This is a genomic window from Gordonia sp. LUNF6 (assembly GCF_047041125.1).
GTDB classification, from domain to species: domain Bacteria; phylum Actinomycetota; class Actinomycetes; order Mycobacteriales; family Mycobacteriaceae; genus Gordonia; species Gordonia sihwensis.
Map to the genome: position 1 here is coordinate 3,536,712 of NZ_CP178181.1, position 13,348 is coordinate 3,550,059.

Genomic DNA, 13,348 nt, shown 5'->3' on the forward strand with positions numbered 1-13,348 from the left:
TCAGATGTTCCGATCTGCCGGCTCGAGCCGGACGAATTCGCGGTCCGTCAGATTGTCGACTCGCTCCACTCGGACGAGTCCCCGGTGCGCCGGCGCGCCGTTCACGTCGGCCGTCACCACCGTCTGTTCGCGCCCGAGCGCGACGAGCCGGTCGAGCAACAGGTTCGAGTTCTCCACCCGCGTCAGGTTGTCGACCCCGCCCACCACGAGCAGCTCCGACCTCCCGATGTTCGCGACCGCGATCCGGAAGAGCGCCGCGGTCAGCTCGGGCAGTTCCTCGACGTACGACATCAGCGGCGGCAGTTGCAGATCGTCCCCGAACACCGGACGGCAGATCCGTTCCAGGTCGTCTTCACGCGCCTGTTTCACCCAGCGGTACCAGGGCGCGTGCCAGCGCAGCTGTTCGGTGAGCACGTCCCGGACGCGAATCGTCTGCTCGATGCCGTCGACCTCGTCGATGAACGCCATCGCGGAGTGATTGAACAGATGGTGGGCGTCGTCGGTGCGGCCGAAGGCCGTCAGCGTTCCCTTCGTCGGGCGCATCCGCCCGCACAGCGTCAGCAGCAACGCCGTCCGGCCGCGGCCGCCCGACCCCTGCAGAACGGTGACGCCGCCGCGTGGCACCGTCACTTCGACGGGACCGTAGATGTGTCCCCACGACGCGTCGACCCCCAGGTCGATGCCGTGCAGCAGCGGATCGGTGTCGAACGCCGCGGTCTCGTACTGGATCGTCACGTCCGTCCTCACACCGCGTTCTTGACGACGACGCCGTCTTTGACGATCAGGACGAACTTCTCGTCGGGCTGTGCGATCACCGAGAGGTCGGCGATCGGATCGCCGTCGATCAACAGCAGGTCGGCCCACGCGCCCTCGGCGATCACGCCGAGCCGGGCCGACGCGTACGGATTGCGCGGACCGGCCATCTCGAACAGGGCGGCGTTGCCGGAGGTGAGCATCTTCAGCGCCTCGACATTCGAGTAGTAGTCGCCCAGCCGCGCGGCCATCACGCTCTGCCGGGGCGCCGCTTCGGGCTCCAGCAGCAGATCGGTGCCGAAGGCCACCTGCACACCGTGCTTGCGCGCCCAGCCGTACACCGCTTCGGTGCCCGCGCAGATCTGTGTGTTCTTCGCTGCTCTCGCGGGGTCCGGATAGTGGTGATCGGCCTCGGCGAAGGGCTGCATCGACAGCCACAAACCCTTTTCCCCGATGAGCGCGACGGTCGCCTCATCCGCCAGGTGACCGTGCTCGATGGACCGCACACCGGCCTCGATCGCCCGGCGCACTCCGTCGACGGTGTAGACGTGGGTCGCCACATAGGTGCCGTAATCGGCGGCCGCGGCGACGGCGGCGCGGATCTCGTCCGGCGTGAACTGCAGGGTGTACAGCGGGTCGTACATCGACGCGGCGCCACCTCCGACGGTGAGCTTGATCTGGCTCGCGCCTTTGCGGAGTTGCTCGCGCACCGCGGCCAGCACCCGGTCGACGCCGTCGGCCACCCGCGTGAAGCCGATCTCATCGGTCCGCGAGGGGCCGCCCCCGAACTCCTGCGGAGTCTGATAGACGAACGCGAAGTCGGCGTGACCGGAGGTCTGCGAGATCATCGCCTGGCTGGGGAAGATCCGCGGGCCCTCGAAGTCGCCGCGGTCGATGGAGGTCTTGATCGGCGCCACGTCGCCGCCCATGTCGCGGACGGTGGTGAACCCTCGGTGCAGCATGCGCCTCGCCTCGGCGAGGGTGTTCGTGTACAGGCTGCCGGTGGGCCCGGCCACGAAGTCCAGGTAGCCGTTCGCATTGCCCATCAGATGCACGTGCGCGTCGGACAGACCGGGCATCAGGAACTTGCCGCCCGCGTCGATCACCGTGGCGTCGGCCGACTGCGCATCGATCGGATCGGTGGACACCGCGGCGATCGTGCGTCCGTCGATCAGGACGTCGACTCCGTCCGCGGCTCGGTCGGCGAGACCGTCGAACACCCGTGCATTCTTGATAAGAGTTCTACGAGAATCCTTCGCATTGCCCATATTTCGGAACGCTATCCGAGAGCCTTGCCCCGCGGGAGGCAATGCACTTTCTCAAATCGGGCCTCCAACGAGAACCGTCGGCCCCGGAAAAATCCTCCTACCTGCAAACATTCATCGTCGCCACAGGTCCGACCAAGCGGGAGTATCGGACCAGTGGCACGAAACGGGACACAGACGGCACGGTTCGGCGTCTGTGCCCCGGAACGCCTCGGCCGGTCAGGCCAGCGCGCGCAGCTTCGGCACCACGTCGGCGGTGAACGACTCGAGGAACCGGCGCTGGTCGTGCCCGGGGTTGTGGAAGACCAGATGGTTGAGCCCGGCGTCGAGATAGGGCTTGATCTGCGCGATCGCGTCGTCCGGATCCGACGCGACGATCCACCGCTTGGCGACCTGTTCGATCGGGAGTTCGCCGGCGAGCCGCTCCATCTCCACCGAGCTGTTCACGCTGTGCTTCTGCTCCGGGGTCAGTGACAGCGGCGCCCAGAAGCGGGTGTTCTCGAGGGCCGTCTCCGGGTCGCGGTCGTAGGAGATCTTGATCTCGATCATCCGGTCGATGTCGGTGAACTCCCGCTCGGCCTTGGCGGCGCCCTCCTTCACCGCCGGGATGAGCTTCTCGGTGTACAGCTCCATACCCTTGCCGGAGGTGCAGATGAAACCGTCGCCGGCCCGTCCGGCGTACCGGGCCACCACCGGACCGCCCGCCGCGATGTACACCGGCACCGGCTCGGCGGGGATGTCGTACATGTAGGCGCCCTGGGTGCGGTAGTAATCGCCGTCGAAGTCGACCTTCTCGCCGGTCCACAGCTCGCGCATCAGGCGGACCGACTCCCTCAGGCGCGCGAAGCGCTCCTTGAACTCCGGCCAGTCGCCCTGGAACCCGGTGGCGTACTCGTTCAGCGCCTCACCGGTGCCGACGCCGAGCATCACCCGGCCGGGGTACAGGCACGCCATCGTCGCGAACGCCTGGGCGATCACAGCGGGGTTGTAGCGGAAGGTCGGGGTGAGCACCGAGGTGCCCATCTGCAGTCGCTGCGTCCGTTCGCCGACCGCGGCCATCCACGCGAGGGAGAACGGGGCGTGTCCGCCGTTGTGCCGCCACGGCTGGAAGTGGTCGCTGACCGTCACCGAGTCCAGACCGAACTCCTCCGCCATCACGCCGACCTCGACCAGTTCGCGCGGGTCGAACTGCTCCGCCGACGCCTTCAGTCCGAGTTTGAGCGGTGCCGCCATGTTTCATCTCCTGAGCGCTGGTGATACAAGCATCGATACGTGCCGGTGATCGAGCGTCGCCGGCCCGACGTGATCCAGCTTACGGTCCGCTCCGGTGAGCTCGTCGAGCAGGCGAAACCGGCTCGGACCCGCAGTGTGCCGCCCAGCGCGACCGTTCGCCCTGTTGCACAATTACCTCGACGTGCCGTGGTGGCCCGTTGCTCGTTCGCGTCGCCTCCCGGAGGTCCATCACCCGTGCCGATCCCGCCCGAGTACCTGCTCTCGTCCCAGGCACCGGCTCCGCGCACCCTGTGCGAGATCCTCGCCGCCACCGCCGAGCGGTACCCGGACGCGCCGGCCGTCGACGACGGCGACCGCATGGTCTCGTACTCCGAACTCGCCGTCCTGGTGCGTCGAGTGGCCCGCAGGCTCGCGTCGATCGGCATCGGACGCGGGCACCGGGTGGGTATCCGGATGCCCTCGGGCGATCGCCATCTGTACATCGCGATTCTCGCGACCCTGTACGCGGGCGCGGCCTACGTGCCGGTGGACGCCGACGACCCCGACGAACGCGCGCGACTGGTCTTCGGCGAGGCCGACGTCGACGCGATCATCGACGCCGACGGCGTCCATCGGCGCACCGACCGCGAGACCCGCACCGATCACGACCCCGCACTCCTGTCGTCCCCGGCGACCACCGCCGACGACGCGTGGATCATCTTCACCTCCGGCTCCACCGGGAAGCCGAAGGGCGTGGCGGTGACCCACCGCAACGCCGCCGCGTTCGTCGACGCGGAGGCCCAGCTGTTCCTGCAGGACGAACCGCTCGGACCCGGCGACCGCGTGCTCGCCGGCCTCTCGGTCGCCTTCGACGCGTCCTGCGAGGAGATGTGGCTGGCGTGGCGCAACGGCGCCTGCCTCGTACCCGCGCCGCGGGCGCTCGTCCGTTCCGGAATGGACCTCGGTCCGTGGCTGGTGAAGCGCGACATCAACGTCGTCTCGACCGTCCCCACCCTGGCGGCGATGTGGCCGGCCGAGGCCCTCGAAGCCGTCCGTCTGCTGATCTTCGGGGGTGAGGCGTGCCCTCCCGAACTGGCCGACCGTCTCGCGACGGACGACCGGGAACTGTGGAACACCTACGGGCCCACCGAGGCCACCGTGGTGGCCTGCGCCGCGCAGATGCACCGGGGACGGCCGGTGCGGATCGGTCTGCCGCTGCGCGGCTGGGACCTCGCGGTGGTGGGAGCCGACCAACAGCCGGTGGAGCCGGGGCAGACTGGCGAACTCGTGATCGGCGGCGTGGGGCTGGCCCGCTACCTCGACCCGGTCAAGGACGCGGAGAAGTATTCGCCGATGCCCTCGCTCGGCTGGGATCGCGCCTATCGCAGCGGCGACCTGGTGCGGATGTGCGACGACGGTCTCGACTTCGTCGGCCGGGCGGACGATCAGGTCAAGATCGGCGGTCGGCGCATCGAACTCGGCGAAGTCGACAACGCGCTCCAGAATCTCCCCGGGGTCAGCGGTGCGGCGGCCGCCGTCCGCAAGACAGCCACCGGGAACGCCCTGCTGGTGGGCTATCTCGCGTCGGCCGACCCGAGTTTCGACGTCGCGGCCGCGCAAGCGCTGCTGCGCGAGGACCTGCCCGCCGCGCTGGTGCCCCGGCTGGTCCTCATGGACGAGCTGCCCACCCGCACCTCGGGCAAGGTCGACCGCGACGCGCTGCCCTGGCCGGTGCCGGGCACGGACTCCTCGGACGGGGGCGGCGATCTCACACCCACCGAGGCGTGGCTCGCCGAACAGTGGACGGCGGTGCTGGGCGTCGGTGTCGCCTCGGCCGAAGCCGACTTCTTCGCCGAGGGCGGCGGATCGCTCTCCGCGGCTCAACTGGTGACGGCACTGCGCGCCCGTTACCCCGAGATCACCGTCGCCGACCTCTACGACCACCCCCGGCTCGGCTCGCTGGCCGAGCTCCTCGACTCCCTGGCACCCGGGGCCACCGTCGCACCGCGGTCGGTGACGCCGGTGCCGCGGTCCACCGGATTCGCGCAGGCGGCCGCATCCATCCCACTCGCCACGCTCACCGGCATCCAGTGGATCACCTGGCTGGGCGTCGCGAACAACGTCGGTCGCGCCGCCGCCGACGCCCTCGGCTACTCCGCGCCGTGGCTGGCGTCGGTGAACTGGTGGCTGCTGATCGTCGCGTTCCTGGTGTTCGTGACCCCCTTCGGCCGGTTGGTGATCGCCGCCGCCGGAGCTCGCGCCCTGCTCGCGGGGGTCGGTCCCGGCACGTATCCGCGCGGCGGATCCGTCCACGTGCGCCTGTGGGCCGCCGAACGCTTGATGCAGGCCAGCGGCGCCCACAATCTCTCGGGAGCCCCGTGGCTCCCGACGCTGGCACGGGCGCTCGGTGCGAGCATCGGCCGCGGCGTCGACCTGCACTCGCTGCCGCCGGTCACCGGGCTGCTGGAGATCGGCGACGGCGCCGCCGTGGAGCCGGAGGTCGACCTCGCGGGCTGGTGGATCGACGGAGACGAGCTCGTGATCGGCGAGATCGCGATCAAGCCCGGCGCCACCGTCGGATCGCGCTCGACGCTGTTCCCGGGCGCCACCGTGGGACGCGACGCGATCGTCGACCCGGGATCGGCGGTGCGCGGGAAGGTGAAGTCGCGACAGCGGTGGGCGGGCTCGCCGGCCGCCAAAGTCGGCAAAGCGAAAGCCGACTGGCCCGAGCACCGGCCCCCGCGGCGTCGCCGGTGGGTGCCGGTATATGCGTGCAGCGCCTTCCTCATCTCCGGGATACCGCTGGTGTCGCTGGCCGTCGGGCTCACAGTGATCGGCTCCTGGGCGCTGCCCGCGGACTCGATGGGCGCCGCCGCGGCACGCGGCCTGGCGATGGCGCCGGTCGCCGCCGTGGCCGCGATGGCCGCGTTCGCACTGCTCATCCTGGTGGCGGTGCGGCTGCTGTCGATCGGCATGCGCGCCGGGGTGTACCCCGTCCGGTCGCGCATCGGGTGGCAGGTGTGGGCCACCGAACGGCTCATGGACTCGGCGCGCACCTACCTGTTCCCGCTGCACGCGAGCCTGCTCACCCCCTGGTGGTTCCGCGCCCTTGGCGCCCGGATCGGCCGGGGGACGGAGATCTCCACCGCGCTGGTGATCCCGAAGTTCACCAGTGTCGGCGACGACTCGTTCCTCGCCGACGACACGCTGATGGCGTCGTACGAACTCGGGGGCGGCTGGATGCGCGTCGGCGAGGCCAAGGTCGGCAAGCGGGCCTTCCTCGGCAACTCCGGCATGGTGGCGCCCTCGCGCAAGCTGCCGAAGAATTCGCTGGTGGCGGTGCTGTCGTCCGCGCCGACGAAGTCCAAGAGCGGGTCGAGTTGGCTCGGCAGCCCGCCGGTGCGGTTGCGGCGGACGGCGTCGGAGTCCGACACGTCACGGACCTTCGCCCCGCCCACCCGGCTCCGCGCGGCGCGCGGGGTGGTCGAGACTCTGCGGATCATCGCGGTGATGGTCTCGTTCGGTATCGGGGTGGGGGTGCTGTTCGCGCTGCAGTCGCTGGCCGTGACGACGAACGTGCTGGTGGCCGCCGCATGCAGCGGGCTGACCCTGCTGGCGGCGGGAGCGGTCGCGGGCGTGATCGCGGCGATCGCCAAATGGACGGTCGTGGGGCGCATCCGCGCATCGGAGCATCCGCTGTGGAGTTCGTTCGTCTGGCGCAACGAACTCTCCGACGCCTTCGTCGAGACGGTCGCCGCCCCCTGGTTCGCCAACGCCGCGGCCGGCACCCCGGTGCTCAACCTGTGGCTGCGGGCGCTGGGCGCGCGCATCGGCCGCGGCGTGTGGTGCGAGTCGTACTGGCTGCCCGAAGCCGACCTGGTGACGCTCGGCGACGGCGCGACAGTCCAGCGCGGCTGCGTGGTGCAGACGCATCTGTTCCACGACCGCGTGATGGCGATCGACTCGGTGACCCTCGCGGCGGGTGCCACACTCGGCCCGCATTGCGTGGCGCTGCCGGCCTCCGGCATCGAGACGTCGGCGACGGTCGGGCCCGCGTCGCTCGTGATGCGCGGCGACGTGGTTCCGGCGCACACGCGCTGGCAGGGCAATCCGATCACGCCGTGGCCGCGCTGACCGTCGTCACGCGGCGTCGCAGGTTCAGCGGTAGGCTCGAACTGCCGCGCCAATCGACCAACGGGAAGGCTGTCTGTGCCAGGCAAGATCGAGAAGTCCGCGTGGCACACCCCCAAACTCAGTGCGGCTTCCCATGAGTTGGATCCGTACCTTCCCCGCAACGGCAACCTCGGGTACCGCGTCTCCCGCTACGATCTGCACCTCGAGTACCGGGTCAGCAGCAACAGGCTGTCCGGGACCGCGGTCATCACCGCGTCGTCGTACCAGCAGCTGAGCCGTTTCAGCCTCGACCTCGCGACGGGCATGCGCGTGGACCGCGTGACGGTCAACGACCGGCGCGCACGCTTCTCCCACCGGCTCGGCAAGCTGTCGATCACGCCGCCGGCGCCGGTGCCGCCGGGCGGTGCGCTGACGGTGGAGGTGCGCTACCGCGGCAGTCCCCGGCCGATACGGGGTCCCTTCGGCGACGTCGGATGGGAGGAACTCGACAACGGCTCGCTGTGCGCCAATCAGCCGAACGGCGCGCCGTCGTGGTTCCCCTGCGACGACCATCCCGAGGCCAAGGCGCCGTTCCGCATCGAGATCACCACCGACAGCCCGTACTTTGCACTCGCGAACGGCCGGCTCGCGTCCAAACGCCGCCGCGCCGCGCAGACCACCTGGGTGTACGAACAGGTGGAGCCGATGGCGACCTACCTGGCCGCTATTCAGATCGGACAGTACGAACACCGGACGATGGCGGAGGAACCGGTGCCGGTGCATGCGCTGGTCCCGCCCACGCTCCGCGCTCGGTTCGACGTGAGCTTCGCCAGGCAGCCGCAGATGATGCGCGCCTTCATCGAGATGTTCGGCCCGTATCCGTTCCGCGAATACACTGCCGTCGTCACCGAGGACGACCTCGACATCCCCCTCGAATCTCAGGGCTTCTCCACCTTCGGCGCCAACCACTGCGACGGCACTCGGGAACACGAGCGCCTCGTCGCGCACGAGCTCGCGCATCAGTGGTTCGGCAACTCGGTGACGGTCGCGCGCTGGCGCGACATCTGGCTGCACGAGGGCTTCGCCTGCTACGCCGAGTGGCTGTGGAGCCAGCACTCCGGCGGCAGGTCGGCCGACGAGTGGGCACGGCACTACTACGCCAAGCTCGCCGCCGCGCCGGTCCGCGTCCCGCTCGCCGACCCCGGCGCCGAGGAGATGTTCGAGGACTGGGTCTACAAGCGCGGCGCGATGACCTTGCACGCGCTGCGTCTGCGGATCGGCGACGGCGAGTTCTTCGCTCTCCTCCGCCGGTGGACGGAGAAGTACGCCTACGGCTGCGTGACCACCGAGGACTTCATCGCGCTCGCCTCCACTTTCTCCACATCGTCGCTGAACGACATCTGGCAGGACTGGCTCTTCACCCCCGCGCTCCCGCCATTCCCGTCCCTGGGCTGACCTCCGCCGAAAATTTTGGCTCCCGGAACGGTCTCTCAGACCCTTCCGGGAGCCAAAATTTCCTGACTCGAGCTCAGTCCGTCAGGAACTCGCGCACGTCATCGAGACTCGGCAGCAATCCCGACTCCCGAGCCTGCGACAGGCCCGGCGCGGCGGAGTCCTTCTTCGACAGCACGTACTCCAGCGGAGAGCCGTCGCGCGCGATCTTCGGCCATTCGATGCCGAGTTCGGGGTCCATCGGGTCGATGCCGTGCTCGCTGCCCGGCCGATATCCGGTGGAGCACAGATACGTGACGACCGATCCGTCCTGCAGGGAGCAGAAGGCGTGGCCCAATCCCTCCGACAGGTAGACGGCGCGGCGGTCGTTGTCGTCGAGCAGCACCGCGTCCCAGCGGCCGAAGGTCGGCGAGCCGACGCGGATGTCGACGACCACGTCGAGCACCGCCCCCGCAGAGCAGGTCACGTACTTGGCCTGACTCGGCGGCACATCGGAGAAGTGGATGCCCCGGACCACGCCCGCCGCCGACACCGAGGTGTTGACCTGGGCGAGCTGGAACGGTCGGCCGATGGTCTCGGCGACCACGTCGGCTTTGAAGGCTTCCAGGAACACTCCGCGATCGTCGCCGTGAAGCACGGGGGTGAAGGCCCACGCGCCGTCGATGCTCAGCGGTCGTACATCCACGCTCACAACTCCCGTCCGCGCTCGAGCAGGTCGAGCAGATAACTTCCGTAACCGGATTTCACAAGGGGCACGGCGGTCGCGCGGAGCCGCTCGTCGTCGAGGTATCCCAGCCGCCAAGCGATCTCTTCGGGCACCGCGATCTTGAGCCCCTGCCGCTGCTCCACCGTCCGGACGAAGTTCCCGGCGTCGAGCAGACCGTCGAAGGTGCCGGTGTCGAGCCAGGCCGTGCCGCGCGGCAGCACCGTGACCCGGAGCTTTCCGCGCCGCAGGTACTCCGCGTTGACGTCGGTGATCTCGTATTCGCCGCGCGCGGAGGGCCGTAGGCCGGCGGCGATGTCGACCACGTCGTTATCGTAGAAGTACAGCCCCGGCACCGCGTAGCGCGACTTCGGCCTCGCGGGCTTCTCCTCCAACGACACCGCGTTCCCCGCCGAGTCGAACTCGACGACACCGTACGCGCTGGGATCGGCGACCCGGTAGGCGAAGATCGCACCGCCCTCGAGCCCGTCGAATCCCTTGAGCTGCGAACCCAGCCCCGGACCGTAGAAGATGTTGTCGCCGAGGACCAGCGCGACGGAATCGTCGCCGATGTGATCGGCACCGAGCAGGAAGGCCTGCGCGAGGCCCTCCGGTTCGGGCTGAACGGTGTAGCTGATCGAGACGCCGAACCGCTCGCCGTCGCCGAGGAGATGTTCGAAGGCGGCGCGGTCGCCGGGCGTGGTGATGACCAGGATGTCCCGGATCCCGGCGAGCATCAGCGTCGAGAGCGGGTAGTAGATCATCGGCTTGTCGTACACCGGGACCAGCTGTTTGCTCACACCCAGCGTGATCGGGTGAAGCCTGCTCCCGGTGCCGCCGGCGAGGATGATTCCGCGCATGCGATCAGCCTATCGGTACAGTTGGCCGCGACAGATTTCGAAGCCACGGGGCAGCGATGCCCGGATCCGGGGGAACCCGTATGCGAGTGCTGGTGACCGGCGGAGCCGGTTTCATCGGAGCCAACTTCGTGCTGCGGACACTGGCCACCCGGCCCGACGCCCAGCTGACCGTTCTCGACAAGTTCACCTACGCCGCGAACCCGTCGACGCTGCAACCGGTGGCCGACCGGATCCGGGTGGTCCGCGGCGACATCGCCGACGCCGCGGCCGTCGATCCGCTCGTCGCCGAATCGGATCTCGTGGTGAACTTCGCGGCCGAATCGCACAACGACAATTCGCTCGCCGACCCGTCGGCATTCGTCCAGACCAATCTCGTAGGCACGTACACGCTGCTCGAAGCAGTCCGTAGGCATGGCGTGCGCCTCCACCACATCAGCACCGACGAGGTCTACGGCGACCTCGACCTCGACGATCCGTCGCGTTTCACCGAGGAGACGGCCTACAACCCGTCGAGCCCGTACAGCTCCACGAAGGCCGGCAGCGACATGCTGGTCCGCGCGTGGGTCCGGTCGTTCGGCATCGCCGCCACCATCTCGAACTGCTCGAACAACTACGGGCCGTATCAGCACATCGAGAAGTTCATTCCGCGTCAGATCACGAACGTGCTGACCGGGGTGCGGCCCAAGCTCTACGGCGACGGGCGCAACGTCCGCGACTGGATCCACGTCGACGACCACAACGACGCCGTCTGGGCCGTCGTCGACCGCGGTCGGATCGGTGAGACCTATCTGATCGGCGCCGACGGCGAGGTCGACAACCGCACGGTGGTCGAGGCGATTCTGACCGCGCTCGGACAGCCCGCCGACGCCTTCGACTTCGTCACCGACCGCGCCGGCCACGACCGCCGGTACGCGATCGACTCCCACCGCCTCCGCACCGAACTCGGGTGGCGGCCGGCGTACACCGATTTCGCCTCCGGCCTCGCCGCGACGATCGCGTGGTACCGCGAGAACCGCGACTGGTGGGCGCCGCACAAGGAGGGCGTGGAAGCCGCCTACGCCCGAACTCAGCAGATCCTCGATTGATCGGAGACCCGACACTCATGCGCGTACTCGTCACCGGCGGCGCCGGTTACATCGGTTCGCACACCGTCCTGCAACTGCTGGCGGCGGGGCACGACGTCCTGATCGCCGATGATTTCAGCAACGCCAAGCCCGCGGTGATCGACCGGCTCGAGGAACTGAGCGGACAGTCGATCAAGGTGCACCGCGTGGACCTGACCGACGAGGCGGCCACCGCCGCGATCTTCGCCGCCGAGGACATCGACGCCGTCATCCATTTCGCGGGATTCAAGGCGGTCGGGGAATCGGTCTCCGAGCCGCTGAAGTACTACCGGAACAACCTCGACACCGCGTTCAGCGTGCTCCGCGCGATGGACGCCCGCGGCGTGCGGAAGTTCGTCTTCTCCTCCTCCGCCACGGTGTACGGCGAGAACCCGGTGCTCCAGCGCACCGAGGACATGCCGACGTCGGCGAACAATCCGTACGGCTGGACCAAGGTGATGATCGAGCAGGTGCTGCGCGATCTCGCCCTCGCCGACGACTCCTGGCGGATCGCCCTGCTGCGCTACTTCAATCCGGTCGGCGCGCACGCCAGCGGCCGCATCGGTGAGGATCCGAACGGGCTGCCGAACAATCTGATGCCCTTCGTCGCACAGGTGGCTGTCGGACGCAGGGAGAAGCTGTCGGTGTTCGGCGACGACTATGACACCGTCGACGGCACCGGCGTCCGCGACTACATCCACGTCGAGGACCTGGCCGCCGGCCACATCGCCGCACTCGACCGGCTCGGTGAGACCGCCGACGCGCTGTCGGTGTGGAACCTGGGCAGCGGTGAGCCGGTGTCGGTGCTGCAGTTGGTCGCGGCCTTCGAGCGCGCCAGCGGCCGGACGATTCCGTACGAGGTGGTCGCACGCCGGCCGGGCGATCTGGCGGCGAACTGGGCCGATCCGTCGAAAGCGAATCGGGAACTCGGCTGGCACGCCGGCCGCGGCATCGACGACATGTGCGCCGACGTCTGGCGCTGGCAGTCGCAGAATCCGAACGGTTATCCGGACGCGTAGTCGGAGCGCAGCTCCACCGGTTCCTCGACCAAGGCGTCGTCCGAGTCGTTCGGCGTGCGGATCACCTGTGCCAGAACTGTCGCGACGACGACGATCGCGGTGAACACGAACAGCCAGCCGATGGCCGCGAAGACCATGCCCAGCGATCCGAACGAGGCGCGCGCGGAGTGGAAGACCTGCGCGTAGCCGATCTGCGTGATCGCCATGAAGACCGTCAGTCCGGCGCCGGCCAGGGCGCCGATGCTCCACAGGTCGGGTGCGGCCAGCTGTCGCACCGTCAGAATCCGCGGGACCGCGGTCCACGCCAGCATCCAGATGACGAAGGTCCAGATCAGCGCGAACACCATGCGTCCGCCGTCCTCGTTGTAGTCGAGCACGACGACCGCCTGCGCCGTGGTCGCGAGGGCGAGTACCGCGACCACGGTGAGCCACCGCCACCAGCCGCGCAGCCCGGTGGACCGCACACCCCAGACGCCGACGTACATGCGGTCGAGGGCGCGGGCGAGCGAAGTCGCGGACACGATGGTCATGAAGGCGCCCGCGATGCCGAACGACGCGTACGACCCCGGCGAATCCGGGTGTCCCAGGACGAGTCCGTCGAGGCTGAACATCATGATCGTTCGGTCCAGGACGCCGTCTCCGGGAATCGTGGTCAGCAGCAACAGCACCGGGAGGATGGAGGTGAACGCCTGCGCCGCGAGGGTCATCGCACGGTCGCTGACATTGCTGACCGCTATCGCGCGGACCATCCGGTACCCGAGGACGAGGTGATCTGCGGCGCTCTCCGGCAGACGCGCGAGCACCGCGTTCAGCGGTCCGGTGATCTTGGTCGGAACCATGCGCGAAATCATGTCACCCCCTCTCCCGG

Annotated in this window: 10 protein-coding genes; 4 read left to right on the top strand and 6 right to left on the bottom strand. The window is 69.0% G+C overall.

The window, feature by feature from the left end:
- The 3 genes from ACK8HH_RS16495 to fgd form a co-directional block, all read right to left on the bottom strand.
- Complete coding sequence (locus ACK8HH_RS16495; protein ID WP_006897981.1) at positions 1-735, bottom strand: ATP-binding cassette domain-containing protein; 735 nt, start codon at positions 733-735, stop codon at positions 1-3.
- 8 nt (positions 736-743) lie between these two features.
- Complete coding sequence (locus ACK8HH_RS16500) at positions 744-2,021, bottom strand: metal-dependent hydrolase family protein (RefSeq protein ID WP_006897980.1); 1,278 nt, start codon at positions 2,019-2,021, stop codon at positions 744-746.
- A gap of 216 nt (positions 2,022-2,237) precedes the next feature.
- The gene (gene fgd / locus ACK8HH_RS16505) at positions 2,238-3,251 is read right to left on the bottom strand and encodes a glucose-6-phosphate dehydrogenase (coenzyme-F420) (protein ID WP_006897979.1); all 1,014 of its coding nucleotides are present in this window, start codon (positions 3,249-3,251) and stop codon (positions 2,238-2,240) included.
- 234 nt (positions 3,252-3,485) lie between these two features.
- On the opposite strand from fgd, the gene ACK8HH_RS16510 reads away from it, so the two are divergent.
- Entirely contained in the window at positions 3,486-7,364 is a 3,879-nt protein-coding gene (locus ACK8HH_RS16510) for a Pls/PosA family non-ribosomal peptide synthetase (protein WP_412475361.1), read from the top strand.
- 75 nt (positions 7,365-7,439) lie between these two features.
- Positions 7,440-8,798, top strand: a complete 1,359-nt coding sequence (locus ACK8HH_RS16515) for a M1 family metallopeptidase (protein ID WP_412475362.1) — start codon at positions 7,440-7,442, stop codon at positions 8,796-8,798.
- A 73-nt stretch (positions 8,799-8,871) separates the two neighbouring features.
- Here ACK8HH_RS16515 and ACK8HH_RS16520 read toward each other — a convergent pair whose 3' ends face one another.
- The gene (locus tag ACK8HH_RS16520; protein WP_346076779.1) at positions 8,872-9,480 is read right to left on the bottom strand and encodes a dTDP-4-dehydrorhamnose 3,5-epimerase family protein; all 609 of its coding nucleotides are present in this window, start codon (positions 9,478-9,480) and stop codon (positions 8,872-8,874) included.
- A 2-nt stretch (positions 9,481-9,482) separates the two neighbouring features.
- Positions 9,483-10,358: a glucose-1-phosphate thymidylyltransferase RfbA gene (rfbA, locus tag ACK8HH_RS16525; RefSeq protein WP_006897975.1), complete on the bottom strand. Its 876-nt coding sequence runs from the start codon at positions 10,356-10,358 to the stop codon at positions 9,483-9,485.
- An 80-nt stretch (positions 10,359-10,438) separates the two neighbouring features.
- On the opposite strand from rfbA, the gene rfbB reads away from it, so the two are divergent.
- Both rfbB and galE read left to right on the top strand, forming a co-directional pair.
- On the top strand, positions 10,439-11,443 hold the full coding sequence (rfbB, locus tag ACK8HH_RS16530) for a dTDP-glucose 4,6-dehydratase (protein ID WP_278127464.1): 1,005 nt from the start codon (positions 10,439-10,441) through the stop codon (positions 11,441-11,443).
- Between the two features lie 17 nt (positions 11,444-11,460).
- Positions 11,461-12,480 (top strand): UDP-glucose 4-epimerase GalE, encoded by a 1,020-nt coding sequence (gene galE / locus ACK8HH_RS16535; protein ID WP_278125241.1) that lies wholly within the window; start codon positions 11,461-11,463, stop codon positions 12,478-12,480.
- On the opposite strand, the gene ACK8HH_RS16540 is transcribed toward galE, so the two are convergent.
- Positions 12,465-13,319: a hypothetical protein gene (locus ACK8HH_RS16540; RefSeq protein ID WP_411815645.1), complete on the bottom strand. Its 855-nt coding sequence runs from the start codon at positions 13,317-13,319 to the stop codon at positions 12,465-12,467. The genes galE and ACK8HH_RS16540 overlap by 16 nt on opposite strands.
- Positions 13,320-13,348 lie beyond the last annotated feature (29 nt).